At 67.8% G+C, this 14,864-nt stretch carries 12 protein-coding genes; 3 read left to right on the plus strand and 9 right to left on the minus strand.

What is annotated here, in order from left to right; genetic code table 11:
- The 3 genes from TFC3_RS22650 to TFC3_RS22660 all read right to left on the minus strand — a co-directional run.
- On the minus strand, nucleotides 1-5,017 hold a 5,017-nt coding region (locus TFC3_RS22650; RefSeq protein WP_236718436.1), incomplete at its 3' end, for an IPT/TIG domain-containing protein.
- 648 nt (nucleotides 5,018-5,665) lie between these two features.
- Nucleotides 5,666-6,025 (minus strand): darcynin family protein, encoded by a 360-nt coding sequence (locus tag TFC3_RS22655; RefSeq protein ID WP_067503447.1) that lies wholly within the window; start codon nucleotides 6,023-6,025, stop codon nucleotides 5,666-5,668.
- Between the two features lie 181 nt (nucleotides 6,026-6,206).
- Nucleotides 6,207-6,932, minus strand: a complete 726-nt coding sequence (locus tag TFC3_RS22660) for a siderophore-interacting protein (RefSeq protein ID WP_067503449.1) — start codon at nucleotides 6,930-6,932, stop codon at nucleotides 6,207-6,209.
- A gap of 24 nt (nucleotides 6,933-6,956) precedes the next feature.
- Here TFC3_RS22660 and TFC3_RS37270 point away from each other — a divergent pair, with 24 nt between their 5' ends.
- On the plus strand, nucleotides 6,957-7,733 hold the full coding sequence (locus TFC3_RS37270) for an AraC family transcriptional regulator (RefSeq protein ID WP_067503453.1): 777 nt from the start codon (nucleotides 6,957-6,959) through the stop codon (nucleotides 7,731-7,733).
- Between the two features lie 20 nt (nucleotides 7,734-7,753).
- Nucleotides 7,754-8,107: a DUF4956 domain-containing protein gene (locus TFC3_RS40515; RefSeq protein ID WP_067503455.1), complete on the plus strand. Its 354-nt coding sequence runs from the start codon at nucleotides 7,754-7,756 to the stop codon at nucleotides 8,105-8,107.
- A 105-nt stretch (nucleotides 8,108-8,212) separates the two neighbouring features.
- Here the strand turns inward: TFC3_RS40515 and TFC3_RS22675 are convergent, their stop codons facing one another.
- On the minus strand, nucleotides 8,213-9,490 hold the full coding sequence (locus TFC3_RS22675) for a nucleotide disphospho-sugar-binding domain-containing protein (protein ID WP_067503457.1): 1,278 nt from the start codon (nucleotides 9,488-9,490) through the stop codon (nucleotides 8,213-8,215).
- 158 nt (nucleotides 9,491-9,648) lie between these two features.
- On the opposite strand from TFC3_RS22675, the gene TFC3_RS22680 reads away from it, so the two are divergent.
- The gene (locus TFC3_RS22680; protein WP_067503460.1) at nucleotides 9,649-10,464 is read left to right on the plus strand and encodes a HEAT repeat domain-containing protein; all 816 of its coding nucleotides are present in this window, start codon (nucleotides 9,649-9,651) and stop codon (nucleotides 10,462-10,464) included.
- 198 nt (nucleotides 10,465-10,662) lie between these two features.
- On the opposite strand, the gene TFC3_RS37275 is transcribed toward TFC3_RS22680, so the two are convergent.
- The 5 genes from TFC3_RS37275 to TFC3_RS22705 all read right to left on the minus strand — a co-directional run bounded on the left by TFC3_RS37275 (nucleotide 10,663) and on the right by TFC3_RS22705 (nucleotide 14,801).
- Nucleotides 10,663-10,953: a hypothetical protein gene (locus tag TFC3_RS37275; RefSeq protein WP_153040342.1), complete on the minus strand. Its 291-nt coding sequence runs from the start codon at nucleotides 10,951-10,953 to the stop codon at nucleotides 10,663-10,665.
- A gap of 371 nt (nucleotides 10,954-11,324) precedes the next feature.
- Nucleotides 11,325-11,801 carry a hypothetical protein gene (locus TFC3_RS22690; protein ID WP_067503466.1) on the minus strand — a complete coding sequence of 159 codons (477 nt, stop codon included), beginning with the start codon at nucleotides 11,799-11,801 and terminating at the stop codon, nucleotides 11,325-11,327.
- 510 nt (nucleotides 11,802-12,311) lie between these two features.
- Nucleotides 12,312-12,800, minus strand: a complete 489-nt coding sequence (locus tag TFC3_RS22695) for a hypothetical protein (protein ID WP_201787197.1) — start codon at nucleotides 12,798-12,800, stop codon at nucleotides 12,312-12,314.
- Nucleotides 12,801-12,888: 88 nt separating this feature from the next.
- Nucleotides 12,889-13,407 (minus strand): hypothetical protein, encoded by a 519-nt coding sequence (locus tag TFC3_RS36135; RefSeq protein ID WP_201787198.1) that lies wholly within the window; start codon nucleotides 13,405-13,407, stop codon nucleotides 12,889-12,891.
- Nucleotides 13,408-13,784: 377 nt separating this feature from the next.
- Nucleotides 13,785-14,801 carry a hypothetical protein gene (locus TFC3_RS22705; protein ID WP_153040343.1) on the minus strand — a complete coding sequence of 339 codons (1,017 nt, stop codon included), beginning with the start codon at nucleotides 14,799-14,801 and terminating at the stop codon, nucleotides 13,785-13,787.
- Between the last annotated feature and the right edge of the window lie 63 nt (nucleotides 14,802-14,864).

A 14,864-nucleotide genomic window follows, 5' to 3' on the forward strand; every position in this document is an offset into this window, starting at 1 on the left:
GGGTCAGCGTGGGTGTGGGTGTCGGGGTCGGGCTGGGAGTCGGCGTGGGTGTGGGCGCCGGGTTGGATCCGGGCTCCGGAGCCGGTTGGGCCGGCATCTGCGGCGCCGGTTCGGGCTCGGGGTCGGTGAGGTAGTTGTAGGTCTCCTCCGCCTCGGCGGTACCGGCGATGAGGGTGAGGGTCACGGTGGTGGGCTGCGAGACGCGGGGTGTGCGGAACGTCAGTTCGGTGCCGGCCTCGTTGACCTGGAAGTCGGGTACGCGCAGTGTGGTGTCACCGATGCGTACGGATTGCACGGTGTTCAGCAGCGTGCCCGTGATCGTGACGAGCGTGTTGCCGGAGACGTAGCCGGATGACGGTGTCATCCTCGTAATCGTGGGCGGGTTCGGGGTGATGACCAGAGACCCGGCTACGTAGCGGAAGTTCGCCGCGTTGGTGTACGCGCTGGCGTTGGCGGAGGTCAGCGAACCGCCGGTCGGGACGACCCGGTAGGTGCCGGGCGTGGTGGGTGGCGACAGCAACTGCGTGGTGCCCTGGTAATAGTCGTACTGAATGCCGCCGATGGTGTCACCGTCGAACAGGCCGGTGAATTGCGAGCTCGGGTCGAGTGGTTCGCCGTTGGCCACCGTGAGGTCATCGGCGATCACCGAAATCGTCTGGGGTGCGGCGAAAACGCTGAACTCGGCGTACTCGACGGTGGAGCTACGGTCGTTCACGGCGGTGGCGGCGTTGTAGTTGATGGATGCCGGCTGCTCTCCGCTGATCACGCAGGTTCCCGCGGCGAGCGCGGTGACGGTGGTGCCGGAGATCGAGCACACGTCGGGTGTTTCCGAGGTCAGCGCCACGGCCGCGACGCCCGCGGCGACGTCCGGCGCTTGGCCGGTACGGGTGTCACGAACGGTGGCTGTCACCGTGACCGGGGTGTTCTGCGATAGCAACACGGAGGTCGGACTGACCTGAAGACCCAGGACAGCGTCGGCCTTGCTGATGGTTCCGGTAGCCGTGGGACGCGCGTTGGTGAGCGTGTAGTTGACCGCATCACCGCCGGACAATTCGATATCCGAGGTGAACGTGACGGGCTTGTCCTCCCCGGCGGTCGCCGACGCGAAACTACCGCCGCCGGAATCGGCCTTCACGCTGACGTTGTCGCCGGCGACGATGCCGGTCAGCGTCGGCGCGGTCAGGTTCACATGAGTAGTGGTGTCGTAGACGCGGTCTGCGGAGACCGTCGCGACCGTGGCCGCCTTCGGCGTGATGGTGATCCGGGTTGCCGGCCGGGTGAGGGTGTAGAGACCGGACTTGTCGGTGCCGCCGGCCGTCATCTCGAAGCTCTTGACGCGCACGTCCCAGCTTGCTTGCTGAGTGGGATCACCACTGCAATCCGCCGACTGCCTGGCCGCATTCTTGGGCAGGCCCTCGGTCCAGCCCTCGTCGGCACCGAGCTGATCGCACGAGGAGTTGCGGTATTCCCAGACCACCCTGGTGATCGGATCAGGGGTCGCGGGCGCCTGCACGGTGTAGGTGAGGTCGCCGGTGCTGCCAGCGGTGCCACCGGTGAGCTTGCCCTTGTAGGTGAAGCTCGCCCCGTTGGCCGACTGCGGGGTCAGGGTGATCGGTTTACCGGTGATCGTCACCTGGACCGCAGCGGGATCGCCGGTGAAGGTATACCTGTCGCCGGCATATGTCGCCCGGGAGCGAGCCACCCGGATGAAGTAATCACCGGCAGCCGCCGGCACTCCGGCCCGGACTCCGCTGGCGAACCCGGTAGCCGCGTACTGCGCGGCGGTGACGTATTCGTACCCGCCGGGCGACGCGACGGTGAACGCATTGGCTCCGATGAAGCCGGTGGTGGTGAAGCCCATGGTGAAGGCAGTGCCAGCGTCCACGGTCAGGTGGCTGGTGCCGGCGTTCGCGGTGGTCGCTACCGAGACGGGCACTGAACAGGTGAAGCTGATGCGTTGTTCCGGCAGACTCGTGTCGGCCGGTGTGATCAGAATTGTCTTGGCGCCCCACGGATTGCTCAGGTCGGCGGCGAGGTCGGCCAGGTCGATGGCGATGCTGCTGGAGGTGTAGCTGTCCGGCGCAATGGTGACGCCGTCGAGGGTAACGGTGCCGGAGTTGCCGAACGCGGTGCCCGTGTTGGTGATGGTGACGGTGGCCGGGTTGTGGGTGATCCCGCCGCTCGCGGCCTGCGGCTGGCGCAGGCAGGAGCCCGACGACGCGCTGGCATTCAGGGTCATGCCGGCCTGCAGGTATTCGATGCCGCGTTCGATGGAGGAGCTGCCGGCGTCGGTGACGACCGTGACCCGCTTCCAGCTACCCGAGGTGAAGGTTCGCGGTGCAACGAATGTGAGTGACGAGGCGGTCACATTGCCCGGTACGACCGTGATCGGGTTGTCGCCGTTGGTGTCCGAGACAATTACCTTGGTCGCCGCCGCCGAGGTGCCGATCAAGTCGGTCCCGGTCAGCGTGAACGAGTCGCCGACGTCGGCTACTGGATCGAACTGATTACGGGTGCCGTGTCCGAGATCTGCTGTCGAGATGATCCGTACGATCGACGGTCGCACGATCGCGCCGACGTAGCGCACCGCCAGCGGCCGGGACACCGACACCCCGGTGCCCCCGGGGGTCACGGTGACTGACTCCGGGCCGGCGGCGTGCCCTGGAGTACGGAACGTGATTGCGGTGTCGGAGTACGAGGTCGGTGTCACGGTAGTGGTACCGATCTTGACTGTGCCCGAGGAACCGAAGCCGGTGCCCTCGACCCGCATGCGTACTCCACCGGCGGTGGGTGATTCGAGGATGACGCCGCGGTCGTCATCGTCGAGGTTCGGTTCCTCGAAGACCTCGTTGTGCGGATCTCCGCCAACATAGGTGATTACCGGCGCGGTAACGCGCACGGCAGCGCGTAGGGGGGTGCTGGACCCGTTGGGGGTTACGACGATCGGCAGCGATCCGGCGGTGCTGGTGGGCACGACGACATCGGCGATGACGGTACCGTTGCTGATGGCGGTATAGGGCACAGCCGTGGCTGCGCCGACCTTGACGGTTCCGCTGGTCCCGAAGCCCACGCCGGTGAGCGTGATCTTCGCGGCGCTGCCCGTTGCGTAGGACGGGATGGCCGCCGGCGATACGTCGGTGATCGCATCCTGGGGGCGAACCGTCAACGCGTTTGACTGCGACGCCGTACCGGTGCTCGCCCCGACCAGGACCGTCTTGATGCCGGCGCTGTCCAGAACCGGAACATCGAACGTCACGGAGGTCGATGTGGACGCCGTCACGCGGGCCCAGACGCCGTCAACGGAGACACCGATCGTGCCAGCGGCGCCGAATCCGGTACCGGTGATCGTGACCGAGTCACCCATCTTGGCGGTCGTGGGGTTGAGCTGGCCGATCGTCGGCACCGCCGCAGGAGTCGCCAGCGTCAGCGTGGCCGCCTGCGAGGTTCCGCCGCCCTGCGGCGAGACGACCTGCACGTCGACCGGGCCGGTGGCCGACGACGCCGGCACCACCGCAAGGATTTTCGTGCTGCTGACCCTGGTCACGAAGGGCGACTTGACCCCGTCGATGATGACCGACGGACGCCCGGCCGTGCCAAAACCAGTGCCCGTGATCGTGATGACCGACCCGCCGGTGTTGGCCACCGATGTGGGGCTGACGCTTGAGATCGCAGGCCGAGCACCGTAGGTGAACGTTCCGCGCGCAACCGTCGAGCCGAACTTGGTGCTGGCTGTGATCTGTACCGGTCCTGGGGCCGTCGCCGGCGGAGTCTCGAATTCGATGACGTCATATCCAGTGCTCCAGGCCTCCGGATACTCCTCGTCGCCCCAGGAGGCTTGGTCGATGACGTTGTAATTGCTGACCGCCTCATCACCGACCTTGAGGCTCAAGTCCGCGTAGGTCGAGGTGAGGAACCGCCCGCGCATGCGGATCTTGGTGCCCCCGGCCACCGGGCCCGACGAAGGCGAGAAGGAGGCGTCACTGGGTGCCGGCTCCTGCCAGTTGATCTCCTTCGAGTAGAAGATTTTGCAGTCGGCGTCGCCGGGCTGATTTTCGCAGTACCCGACATTCAGCCGGCGCTTGCCGGAACCCACATATTCGTCGCCGCCGTAGTAATCGACCATCACTACCGCGGTGTCGTCGCCACCCCAGTATTCGTACGGCTCCAGCTCGATGATCTTGCTGTTGTCAGCGTTGGCGATCCAGTATTCGATGTCCTCGGCCATGTTGGTGACGTTCTTGCCGTGGAACTGGATCACCTTGCCGGCGGTGAGCGGGTCCGGCGCGCTCACGCTGGTGATCGGGAAGTCATCGGTGTAGGTGATGGCGTCCGGGGTGACCGCCTCCGCGCGACCCGATGGGCACTGGTGCTGTACCCGCAGATCGAACGTGCCCGGCTTGAAGTCGTCGGTGTCCGGCATCTCGACCACGAACCGGGTCAGGCCACTGTCAGGATCGAGGATCTGGCTTTCGATACTGCCGTAATTCTCGCCGACGTAGATCGACGTGCCCCAGCACCAAGGCCAGTCGGGCAGCGTGCCGTCTCGGACCGTCACCGTCGAGCGGCTTCCTCCGTAGACCGTCGCCGTCGGGTTCGACACGTTGACGATCGTCGGAACCGGGGTCATCCCCAGCCAGACCGCGACGTGGTAGTCCTCTTTCGTCACACCGTCCGGTGCCGTAACGGTGATGAGCACCTCATTGCGTCCGCGTTCCAGGGACAGGCTCGCCGAACCGTTGGCATCCAGCGTCCGAGCGGCTCCGTTCAGCTTCACCGCAACCGATGCCGTTGCCTGCGCCGGCGTGGGTGTCAGGGTCAGCCCCGCCGTGTCGGTCAGCACCTGGTAGTAGTGATTATCCGCCGCGAACGTAGGCCCCAGTGCGGTCAGCGAACCGGACGAATTGGCGCTGATGTTACTGAGTGATGCGTCCGAGGCTGGAACCGACGCCGGAGACAGCACCAGCGGCGCAGCCCGCGCGGCCTCCGGCGCGGTCAACATTGCCCCCACCAGAACCATGGACACCAATGCGGCGCACCCATCCCTGAACCTGCCCACAACCGCCCCCGGAGGCCTACTTGGTCAAGCAACACCCCAGATCGTGCACGCCGAGCGTGGTTCGCGGAGCATTTCGGGCTAATCGTCGAGGAGCTCTCCGGCTGGTCCATGATCAGCACGGCTCGGCACCTGACGGCGTGGCGACCTCGCCCGGGAGCTGCAGAAGGCCTCATATCGACGGTACGTACCCTCTGAAGCCCTCATACCACTGCGGGCCGACTGCGCCCGGTCGGCGGCAGACACGGATGTCGGGAAGTGGCCCGACTGCGTTTCCTGGTTCGGGATTGCAATGGCAGTAGGCCGGCAAGCCGTATCGATGATCGGTTCATTGGGTTGGGTCAAGCGGATGGTGATGTGACAGGCTGGCCGGCGGGGCTGGACCGCCTTCATGCCCGGGCCCCTGATCTCCACGGCTGGCGATTGATCGGGGGCCGGCGCCGGGCTTTGGGACAACCGTTGGTCCACACACGACGGAGACCTAACGGTGACAGCCAGCCGTCCACTGGCAGGCCTCAGATCTCTTGCCGGAGTACCGCCCGGCCGGCGTCGCATCGCGATTCGCTCGATAGTCGCCTGCCACGCCCGGCGGCAGGCGACCGCAGGCGAAGCTCAGGCGTTGACTATTGCTGGAATGTCGGCGCCGTAGTGCTTGGCGTAGCCGTTCTCGACGCCCGCCAGAATTTCGACGATCTCGAAGTAATGGTCCCAGAACGGCGTCTCGCGCAATGCCTCGATGACCAACTGGAAAGCCTCGTGGTCGCGTGCCTCCCAGACCCAGATGTCGGTCACGCGGGCCGTGTAGAACTCCGTGTCATAGTAGCGCCAACGTACGTCCTCGGCCTTGTCCTTGATGGCGGGCAGAACGCTTTCCTGGAAGGCGGCGACGCGCTCCGGTACGGACAGGTCCAACCAGGCGCGATTGGTCTTGAGGAGGATGAACGCTGTTACGGCGGGCTCGAAGTCGGACATGGAAGATCTCCTCGCAGGGTGCTGTTGGGTGGCCGTGACGCGGTGCCGTGGGCCCGTTCAGGAAGTGCCGACCGGGCTGAGGCCGGTCGGATTCCGGTCGGAGGCTCACGCGCGCAGGGTCTCGAGGCCGCTGTGACTATGACAAACACCGAGGCTGCGGACGCTGGCTGCCGCAGCGGCACTAATCGAGGCCCTTGCGGCCGGGTGTCCAGAACGGTTTGGTGAGCTCAGAGCGGCGGGGCCAGCGGCGCTCGGTGACCAGGTGGGTGCGGATGGCGGCGATGGTCTTGGCCTCCCCGGCGAGGTACGCCACGCCGGGGGCGGACGGGAGGGGCAGCGCGCGGACCGCTTCGAGCAGGCCGGCCGACTGTGCCGCCGGGGCGTCACCGCGGTAGGTCCAGGTGAGCTCGTCGGCGCGGGGAAAGTCGAGGCGCTCGTCCGGGGTCGGCACCTCGACAACTCCATGCACGCTCGCGCTGGGTTTCGTCGCGCCGAGGATTGCGGCGAAAGCGACCTGTGCGGTCTCCTCGCCGATAACGAGGTGGTAGGGCGCGTCCGGCTGGACCACGAAGCGGCCGGAGGGACCCATGAACGTCACGGGGTCCCCCGGGGCGACGTTTCGGCTCCAGTCCAGGCCGGGGGTGCTTTCGTCGCTCGGTTGGTAGATCCACAGGTCGAGCCACTGCTTGCGGATGTCGATGGCGGCGACCGTGTAGGTGCGTAGCACCATGCTGTCCTCGCGGACCTTCAACCGGAGGTGCTGGCCCGGCCTGACGTCGGTGATCTGCTGGCCGCCAAGTCGTACTCGCAGGATCCTCGGGCGAATCTGCTCGACCTCGGTCGCGGTGACATGGCGGAGCATCAGGATCCGGTCGGTGATCCCTCTCTTCGGGGACTCAGTGATCATGGGTACGACGCTAGAGTGGCCCGAATGCGCATGGGAGACATCCAGTACCCCGAACCGGCCAGCTCACCGATCCTTGCGATCGAGCGCGGATCGTCGTACGAGAACGGGCAGCCGGACATCCGCGAGGCCCACACCCACGCCGAGCCGGAGTTTCTGTGGACGACCACCGCGACGGTGACGGTGAGGACGGAGTCCCGCGACTGGTTGCTGCCGCCCGGATACGGGATCTGGATCCCCGCCCATGTCCCGCACGCGGGCGCCGTCCGGCATCCTGGGCAGGGCGGACTCATGGCCATGGACCCCGTGCAGTGTCCCATCGCCTGGACGTCGGTCACGGGGGTGCGGGTCAGCCCGCTGCTGCGCGAGTTGCTGGCGTACATGCTGGACGCGGACCCAGCCGATCCGGCGCGGCCGGCGGCCGAGTCGCTGCTGATCCGCCTGATTACCCCGTGTCCGGCCCACGACATCGCGATCGTGATGCCAGCCGATCAGCGGCTGCGAGTGATCGCCGAGCGGCTCCTGACGGACCCCTCCGACCAGCGGGAACTGGCGCACTGGTCCAACCTCGCACACTCCAGTGTGCGGACGCTGACGCGGCTGTTCCGCGCCGAGACGGGGCTGAGCTTCGCCGAGTGGCGTACGCGGGTGCGGATCCGTGCGGCGGTCCAGAAGCTCTCGACGGGCACGCCGGTCGGGGTGACGGCCCGGCAAGTCGGCTATCGGAAGACGAGCGCGTTCATCGCGGTCTTCCAGCGGGTGACCGGCCAGACGCCGGGTACCTACCTCACCACCGAGCCCTAGCTCGGGGTGAAGCGAGAGGCGTGCTCGCCACGGCTACGGTGCTCGGCTCGTCGAACATCGGCGCCGGGCTCGACCTCGGCCTGTTCGGTGTGCTGTCGATCATCCGGCTGCGCTCGGACGAGATCGCCCAGGTCGACCTGGCCTACTACTTCGCCGCGCTCGCTCTCGGCCTGCTGGCCGGGCTGGGCAGCTCGGTCGGCCCCATCATCTACGCCCTGATGGCGCTCGTGGTGGCGGCGCTGGTGCTCGGCGACAATCCCCGGATGCTACGCCGCCACCGGCAGCAGACCGTGCAGCTCGACACCGCTCCGGCATCTTCCCCGAGAACGCAGCCAGTCTCGCCCTGCACCAAGCGGCTGGCTTCCGCGAGGTAGGCACCCGCTCGCGAATCGGCCGCCAGGGCAAGTCCTTCATGGACCCAGCGCACCAGCCCCGGTCAACCCGGTCGCCGGGCAGCAACGACCGGGCCGGAGGGTGGATCAGCTCAGGGCGAGCCGCTCGATCTCGGCGACCGGGTCGTGCTCGGCGTAGACCTTGGCGAGGCGCGCCACGTTCTCGTGAATCACTTCGTCGGTCAGGACGGCGGCGGTCGCCTCGGCCACGGCCTGCGGCGACGGGTTGCCGGTGCGCAGATCGATGCCGAGCCGGTGGTAGGCGACCCGGGCCGCGTTTGCCGGCTTGTCCTCGGTCTCCCCCGCGATGATCACGGGAACGCCGGCGGCCAGCGCCTGGTGGGTGCCGCCCGCACCGCCGTTGGTGATCAGCACGCTCGCCCTCGGCAGCAGCGCCTCGAACGGGATGTAGCTCGCCACCCGCGCGTTGTCCGGCACCGGGATCGACAGCGACGCGGGATCCGCCCCGCCGAGCGCCGCCACCACCGTCACGTCCTGGTCGGCGAGCCCCGCCAGCGCCGGCTCCACCAGTTGCGACAGATCGTGGTTGGCCAGCGTCCCCTGCGTCACGACCACCACCGGCCGCGACCCGTCCAGCTCACTCCACCACGCCGGCGGCTCCCAGTTCCCGGCCGGCTGCGGCGGCAGCGCCCCGACCAGGTGGATGGTGCCCGGCAGGTCGCTGCGCTCGAATTCAAAACCAGGCACCGTCAGTACGGCGGTGGCGTCCGGCCCGAGGTACGTCCCGTCCACGAACGACGAGGTGAACGGCTCGGTGGCGCCCATGTACCGCAGCAGCTCGGCCACCCGGTTCCGGGCCGGTTCGAGCGCCGCGGCGAACTGCGCGTTGCCCGCCCGGTTCGCCGCCCTGGCCTCCTCCGGGCCGGCCGCCGGGACCGGCCCGAAGAAGGTCGAGTCGTCGCTGCTGATCGCCAGCCCGACCACGCTGACCGCCACCCAGCCGGCGGGCCGCAGCCCCGGCACGCCGTACTTGACCGGCATTGCCCCGAGGAACAGCACGTTGCACACCAGGTACTGCTCCGGGTCCTGCGCGAGCAGAGCCTGCAGCGCCTTGTGCTCCTCCGGCATCGGATTGGCGAAGGCGTGGATCCAGTCGTGGTTGAGCTGCGCCGGCCCCGGCGGCAGGTTCAGTGCTTCCCGCTCGGCCACGTGCTCGCGGATGTCGTAGTCGGCATCGCCCTCCAGCGCCACGAACGCCAGCCCGGCCTGCTCGGTCGCGGCCCGGAACAGACTGCCCGACAGCACGGTGATTTGATGCCCCCGCCCGGCCAGCGCCCGAGCCACGTTCAGCATCGGCCCGAACTCCCCCGGCACCGGCGGCGCCGCCACAATGATCTTTGCCATCAAGGCCCCCCTCAACGATAAAGGCTCAACCTTCCACGGCGCCGCCCGTGACTCGCCAGGCGAAACCGCATCAAGCGGTCAACGGCCAGAAATCGTGCCCGAAGACGCTAACGAGGCACTCTCCGCGGCACGAACGAGGCGAAGCGTATGGTCGGACAGTGAAGCCCGCTGACCTGCAAGACCTCCGATCGGGACCGCTCGATGCCCGCGAAGCACACGTCAACCGGCTGCTCGACCGGGTCCGCGAGCACGGCGACGAGTCGGCGATCGCGGCGTTGCACGTGCTCGTGCGCGACTACCGCGACTTCCACCGCTCGCTGTACTCGCGGGCGATGAACCACGCGGCCGTCTTCGCCGATCCCGGGCTGCAGGAGCCGCTGCTCGCGGCGCTGGATGACACCCGCTACAACTGCCAGGCCTGGGCGGTGATGGGGTGCGCGGCGATGGACATCCGCGCCGCAGTGCCGCAGCTCGTCACGCTGCTCGACCACCCACAGTGGATCGTGCGGGACGAGTCGGTGAAGGCACTCGGCCGCCTGGGCGACGCCTCGGTGGTGCCCGCACTGCGGCCACTGCTCGCCGACCAGGCCGACTGGCTGCGCGCCCACACCGCCGACGCCCTGGCCGCCATCGGCGGCGACGCGGCGATGGAGGCACTCTGGCAGGAGTTCGAACTGCGCCGGTTCTCCCGCATCGGCTACCTCGCCAGCACCCTCGCCCAGTTCACGCCGGAGGTGGTGCCCCGGCTCCTGGCCACGGCCGACAGCCCGGACCCGGACCAGCGCTACTGGGCCGCCGTAGCGCTCGGCTCAACCGGCGACGACCGGGCAATCCCGACCCTGGAACGCCTGCAGGCCACCGACCGCGGCAAAACCGTGTTCGACGGCGAAGTCCGCGCCGCAGCGAAGAAGGCCCTGCGCACCCTGCGCCGCATCCAGGCCGCGATCGCCGCCCGGGAAACGGCCCAGGCTTGACGCGGTCGCTGACCACTTCCGCCAAAGAAACACCCCGACCTCAGGTCTCGAGTCGCAGCCGCTCGGCGACACCGTTCGGGCGACCGGCGTAATGGTCCTCCCGCCGGCTCACGACGTGATTGTCCGCCCACACGGCGGCGCGTTCGAGGCCGGCGCACTCCTGAGGGTCGCGGGACGCTCGTCGCCCCGGCTCGACGATCACGCAGGAATCCACCACGCCGCGGTCCTGGCGGAAGAAGCGCGGGGTCGGCGGGACGTCCCACGGGAGAGCTTGGCCACCGGCTTGCCCCAACCGCCCCTGGCATACGCGTTGCACTGCACCCCGACCACGGACAGCGGCTCGCCGGCGGGCACCGAGCCGTCCCGCAGCCCGGCATCCATCGCAAAGAACGCCACGTAGGGCGAACGGGCGAGCATCACCGCGTACGCGTGCCGCCCGTCCGTCAGGCCGATCCTGAGCACCTTGCCGGAGCTCCAACGCACTGCCATCGTCCGTACCTCCCAGTAGCGCGGCGGCGGTTCAGCCGAGCTTGACTCCGGCGTCCTCGACTTCCTGGTTCTTGCGGCCCGCATAGTGGTCGCGCAGCCGGTCCTCGACGTGGTTGTCGCCCCACACCGCTTCCGTTCCAGGCCCACGCACTCCTGCGGATCGGCCTTGCGTTCGTTGCCGTCCTTGTCGACGATCACGCACGAGTCCATCGCGTAGTCGTCCTGGCGGAAGTAGACCGGGATCGGCGGTAGGTCCTCGGCGGGCACCGTGAAGAGCGGTTCGCCCCGGGTCCACCGCACTGCCGTCCGCTGCACCTTCCGGGAACGCGGCGGCCCGGGCCGTGGCCCGGGCCGCCATGTCGAGCCGGCGCTCAGTCCGGTTCGGGTATCTGGTCGAGCAACGCGTCCAGCAGGGTCGCGCTGAACTCCTTCGCCTCGTCCGGAGTCACCAGGGTCAGCAAGGACATGCCCCGACCGGCGACCAGCATCTCGTACGGCTCGTAGGCGAACCCGTCACCGTGGTTGTACGGATCTTCCAGGGCCAGCACCTTGCTGCTTCTCGGTCCGTACGGGCTGTAGTAGATCGCGAACGGGCCCTCACCCGTCGCGTCGAGCGCGTAGCCGTGCTCGTCCCAGAAGACCTCCATATCCTCGTCCCGGGCGACGAGGATCTCCTCCCGGCCCGTGGCCACCATCCCGCCGGCCCACGGCTCGAACGGCGCCGAGTCGTCCACGCCCACGGCCACCCGCAGGCCGGGCCACCGCTCGGACCAGGCGTCCAGGAACCGCCGCACCACGGCGGCCGGGTCGCCGGCCAGCACTACGACCGTGTCCTGCCCGGTGATCATTGCTGCGACCATCCGGAGGTGGGACCGAAGTAGGTCACCTTGTCGCGCGGAATCTTGATACCCCCGGGAGTCTCGAAGATGAACCGGCCACGGTCGCCGCGAAGGGGCTTCATGTCAGATTTCCGTACGCTGGCCTGCATGACATATTGACTTTTCTCTCCGGTCAGGCCCAGTTTCTTGTACGCGTTGGGCGCCGTGTTCTCTCCAGGGCTGCGCGTGGTGAAGAAGGGCCCCGGCCCGTTCTTCGACTCGCGGCGCGATCGTCGTCGTCACCACCGTTGGTTACGCATGGCCTACACGATTGCGGTCGGCGAGGGCTCGCGATACTCCTCAGCGCCGGGTCGGTCAGCGTGCCGAAGTAGCCCAAGATCACCACTCGCATGGCGCACACACGAACGCGCCGGAGACCCCTCGTGGTGCGAGGGCCTCCGGCGAGGCGGTTCCGTGCGGTGGATCAGGATTCGCGAAGGTTCAGGATGCCGTTGTCCGCGGCGCCGCTCTGCGAGCGGCTTATCCCGCTGGCGTTTCGTTCAAACTCAGACCACGCACGATGTTGTCACGGTTCGCGTTTCCGCGCAGCGCGGTCAAGGAATTCAAGCGGCCCAGCAAAGTCGTAGAAGATGCGGGGCATTTCAAGTCCTGAATCGCCGACAAGGTTTTCTCAAAACGTTGGATACGGCTTTCAAGGTCCGTTCCACTCGGCAAGCTCGCATTCTTGAGCGCTACCTGCGCGTTCACCTGGGCTTGAGTCGGCGGGCAGCGACCGGGAACTTTCACCCCGGTAGGGCCAACGCGGTCGGCCGTCGCGTTCGGATCGCCCGGGCTGAAACCCAGCGCCGGCACCAAAGCGTTGACGTTACCGGAGCTGGCTCCGGCGTTGCCCTGTTCGGCGGCCTGGCTCATCCCCGTGCCGACCGCGAGCGCCGAGCCGAGCAGCGCTGCGGCGGCACCTCCAATCACCAGCTTGCGCGTCCGGCTGCTGACTCCGCGTCGATACATGCACGGCTCCTCTTCGTCTCGGTACTGCTTGTGCCGAGATATACGAGCAATGATGTGGCAGCAGTTCATGACGCTGAGCAAGCGTTCCTTAAAGCTTCTTTAACGCGACTCCCGGGGCGTGCAGGTCACGGCGCCGCCTGTGCGTGGCACCAGCGCGTTCTCCCTGAGCGGACCGGTTCAGCCGGGGTGGGTTCGGCCGTCCGGTTGTGTCCGACGTGAGGCTTCGGAACCGGCCGAGCAGAGTGGGCAGGTTGCGGTTCGGGCCGTAGGCGAGGAAGGTTCCGTCGACCGAGTCGCAGCCGATCTGCAGGGCATACCGGAGTCGGCGCAGGCTGTTCACCCTGCCCTGCCCATGTGGGTGCTGACACCGTGGGCGCGGGCTGCGGCCACCAGGTCCGCTGCGGCGGTCCCGAGCTTCCAGCCGGTGGTGCCCGCCCAGGAACAGCAGGTCGATCTCCGGGAAGGGGACCTCGTCGGTGTCCATGCCGTCCCGAGCGGCGAGTGCGGCGCGGTATCCGGCCGCGCGGATGCGGGGCAGCATGGGCAGTGATCGGGCCAGGGTAGCGGCGCTGTCCGCGACGACATCGGGGCCGTGGCGAACGCGCACCGCCCTTGGTGCTCGGCTCGGTGGGCAAGCCAGTGCAGGTAGGCGGTATCGCCGAGGTAGCGGCCGGCAAAAGCGCTATTGTCGGCGATCCAGTCGACGGCCGGCTCGACCCGGTTGCCCGCCACTGGGGTGGCTATCATGCCGAGCAGCCTGTCTCGTCCGTCCCGAAATTGCGGGCGGCAGGGCGTAAACCAGGTGTTCGCAAGGTAGGTCCGGACGGTTTCGGAGCTCGGCTGTCCGCAGCAACCTTGTGGAATCGGTGGCGGGATGGGCGCAATCGGTGACCAGGGGTCGATGGCGGCCGCGGGCTTTTGGTCCTATCGTTGGTCGCCGCTTGTGCACCACCTGCTGGAGGTCGACGCCGGCGCGTCTCCCTGTCACCAGGTGAGGGTCAGGTAGTCCTCCGCGCGGTTCTGGACCAGCGACACCGTCGCTTCGTCGCAAAGGCCATGGTTGCTGAGTGCAACCTGCCAGCGAGCGTTGAACGCGAGGATCCAGGCGGCCGCGCCGGCGGCGGCTCGCCGCTCTTGAACGGCTAGCGGTTGGGTGCGGGCAGTGTCGTAGTCACGCAGGAACATCGCCACCTCTTCAGGGGTCGACAATCCGCCGCCGGCCGTTGAGCTTGAGGCGTAGGCAGCCGCAGCGAATCCTGCGATGACTGCTTCGGTGTCGGCGACAAGTTCCCAATCGAACGTCCCGACCAGCACACCTGCGGAGATTGCGGTGTTGCCGGCGTACCAGTCGGCGTGGCCCACGACGACCTTCTCAGCCTCGCGATGAGCAAGAGTCTGGTCGGCGGCTCGTTGGCCGAAGGTGTCAAGCCACTCGTAACCGGCCGGTGTTGATCGGAAGTCGACGATCGTGTCGTGCGGAACGGGCCAGGGTCCGGCCTGGTAGCGGCACCATGACGGCCCAGGCCCGGCCCTTCGCACAAAGTCGGGTCGCTCACGCAGGATCTCGATGTGCCGGGCAAGTCCGTCGGCCAGCAACAGCCGGCTGGCCGAGTCCCGTCCGTCCGGGGCCTCGCCGTCGATCAGGGTCTCCGCCGTCAGAACCCGGCCTTCGACCTCGTCCGGTCCGGTCAGGGGCGCTGCGCAAGGAAAGCCTGCTTCTACCAGCAGGAGCTGAGCATCGTGGGCGACCCGGGCAGCGTCAAAGTCAACCGGTTGTCGATGAGTTTTGATGACGACGGTTCGCCCGTCTCCCAGCTCGACCCCCCAGACAACGTCGATGCGCCCGGCGCGGAAGCGAACGTTCTCGATCGGACTGCCCAATCGGCGTTTCGTCCAGGCATTGAGAAACGCCCGCAGCTCAAGCGGCGTGATGGAACCGTAGACGGCGCGCTCGGTGTCGCTGATCTTCGCTAGCTCGGTCCCGGCTGTGGCACCGTCCATGGACTCCATGCTCCGTTCCGGTCGGGAGCTTGCAGAAGCACCATAGCGATTCCTGGGCGAAAC

The organism is Actinoplanes sp. TFC3 (assembly GCF_001553785.1).
Lineage (GTDB): Bacteria > Actinomycetota > Actinomycetes > Mycobacteriales > Micromonosporaceae > Actinoplanes.